The sequence below is a fragment of the Nocardioides sp. genome, from assembly GCF_031422975.1.
In the GTDB taxonomy this organism is placed as follows: domain Bacteria; phylum Actinomycetota; class Actinomycetes; order Propionibacteriales; family Nocardioidaceae; genus Nocardioides.
The window spans coordinates 1-2256 of the sequence record NZ_JANPEO010000641.1; the positions used below are offsets into that span (position 1 = coordinate 1).

General features: G+C 70.2%; 2 protein-coding genes. One reads left to right on the plus strand and one right to left on the minus strand.

Annotated elements, in window-relative coordinates; all coding sequences use genetic code 11:
• On the plus strand, positions 1 to 1297 hold a 1297-nt coding region (locus RMO85_RS18935), incomplete at its 5' end, for a transketolase-like TK C-terminal-containing protein (RefSeq protein WP_397204350.1).
• A 24-nt stretch (positions 1298 to 1321) separates the two neighbouring features.
• On the opposite strand, the gene RMO85_RS18940 is transcribed toward RMO85_RS18935, so the two are convergent.
• On the minus strand, positions 1322 to 2256 hold a 935-nt coding region (locus RMO85_RS18940), incomplete at its 5' end, for an alpha/beta fold hydrolase (protein ID WP_310530269.1).

Below are 2256 nucleotides of genomic sequence, written 5' to 3' on the forward strand. Positions count from 1 at the left end.
CAAGCGCGTGAAGCGCGCCACCGACCTCAAGCTGCCCGGCAACGAGATGTACGCCGAGCTCAAGCAGGGTTCGGGCAAGAACAAGATCGCCACCACCATGGCCGTCGTCCGGCTGCTCCGGGACTGGATGAAGAACCCGGAAATCGGCGATCGCATCGTTCCGATTGCCCCCGACGAATACCGCACGTTCGGCATGGACTCGATGTTCCCGAGCGCCAAGGTCTACAACCCCGGCGGCCAGCAGTACGACCCCGTGGACCGCAAGCTGCTCCTGTCCTACAAGGAGTCGGTGCAGGGCCAGATGCTGCACGAGGGCATCTCCGAGGCGGGCGCGATGGCCTCGGCCACGGCTGCCGGCTCGGCGTACTCCACGCACGGCGAGCACATGATCCCGTTCTACATCTTCTACTCGATGTTCGGGTTCCAGCGCACCGGTGACTCGATCTGGGCGATGGCGGACCAGCTCGCCCGCGGGTTCCTGATCGGGGCCACCGCGGGTCGCACCACCCTGACCGGTGAGGGCCTCCAGCACGCGGACGGCCACTCGCCGCTGATCGCAGCCACCAACCCCGCCGTCGTGCACTACGACCCGGCGTATGCCTACGAGGTCAGCCACATCATGCAGTCCGGCCTCGAGCGCATGTACGGCGCCGACGCGGAGAACGTGATCTTCTACATCACCGTCTACAACGAGCCCGTCTCGATGCCGGTCCAGCCGGATGACGTGGACGTCCACGGCATCCTCAAGGGCATCCACCGTGTCGGTGTGGGCGAGGGGGAAGGTCCCCGCGTGCAGCTGATGGCGTCGGGGGTGGCGATGCCGTGGGCCACCGAGGCCGCGCAGATCCTCGCCGACGATTGGGGCGTCCGGGCCGACACCTGGTCGGTGACGTCGTGGAACGAGCTGGCTCGCGACGCAGTCGCCGCCGAGCAGTGGAACCTCCTGCACCCGGGCGAGGACAAGCGCACCGCGTACGTCGCGGACCGCCTCGCCGACGTGGCCGGTCCGGTCGTGGCCGTCTCCGACTTCATGTGTGCGGTGCCGTTGCAGATCGCGCGCTGGGTCCCCGGTGACTTCCGCGTGCTCGGCACCGACGGTTTCGGCTTCGCCGACACCCGGCCCGCCGCACGTCGCTTCTTCAACGTGGACGCCCAGAGCGTCGTCGTCCAGGCGCTGCAGTCCCTCGCCGACGCCGGCCAGTTCCCGCGCGAGCGGGTGGTCGAGGCGGCCGCCAAGTACCGCATCGACGACCCGACCGCCGTGCGCGACGTCAAGCAGGAGGGCGGGGACGCCTGACCGTCAGGCGCCGGCGCTAGATCGTCAGGCGCCGGCGCCGAGCACGTGCACCGGCGCCACCGGCGCCTCCCCGGCCTCGGCCTGGAGCGGCACGACGCGAGGACCCGTCTCGAGCAGGTCGCGCCAGCGCTCACGGTCGTACGTCGCCGGCTCGGTCGAGCGGATGAAGTCGTTGACGATCCGGACGAAACGCTGCGGGTGGTCCTTGTGCGGGAAGTGCGCCGCGTTGGGGATCACCTCGACGCGGGCCGACGGTGCCAGGGCGGCGGCGTTGCTGGCATGGCGAACCGGGATGATCTGGTCGTTGCGGCCCCAGATCACGCACATCGGCATCGCTTCGGTCAGGTAGGCACGGTCGGAAACGGTGACGATCTGGCCCTTCCAGTCCACCACGGCCCGCACGACGTGCCGGATCGCGGCCCGGGTGTGCGGGTCCTGGAACGACTCGTAGATGGCCGCTGCCTCGCCCAGGTCGCGAAGCGAGCGCCTGCCGGTGGCGGCGAGGGCACGCATACCCATCGCGCCGAGGTGGCGCACGCCCGGCAGCGTCAGCAGCGCCATGGCCTGGTGGAAGCCCGGCGTCGTGATCATCCGGATCGCGGGCGACACCTCGGGGCCGAGCCCGCCGCTGCTGACCAGGATGAGGCGTTCGCAGCGCTCGGGGAACTGGTAGGCGAACTGCATCGCGACGCCTCCGCCGAAGCTGTGTCCGACCACGGTGACCTGGTCGATGCCCAGCACGGTGAGCAGGTCGCGCATGCCGTTGGCGTAGCCGCCGACGCTGTAGTCGGCCCGCGGCTTGGCGGACTGCCCGTGGCCGAGGAGGTCCGGCGCGACGACGGTGTATCGACGTGCGAGCTGGTCGATGACCGGCTCCCAGGTGGTGTGGTCGGCGCCGAGACCGTGAAGGAGGAGCAGCGCGGGGCCGGACCCGGTGCGCACGAACGCGCGCCGGTGCC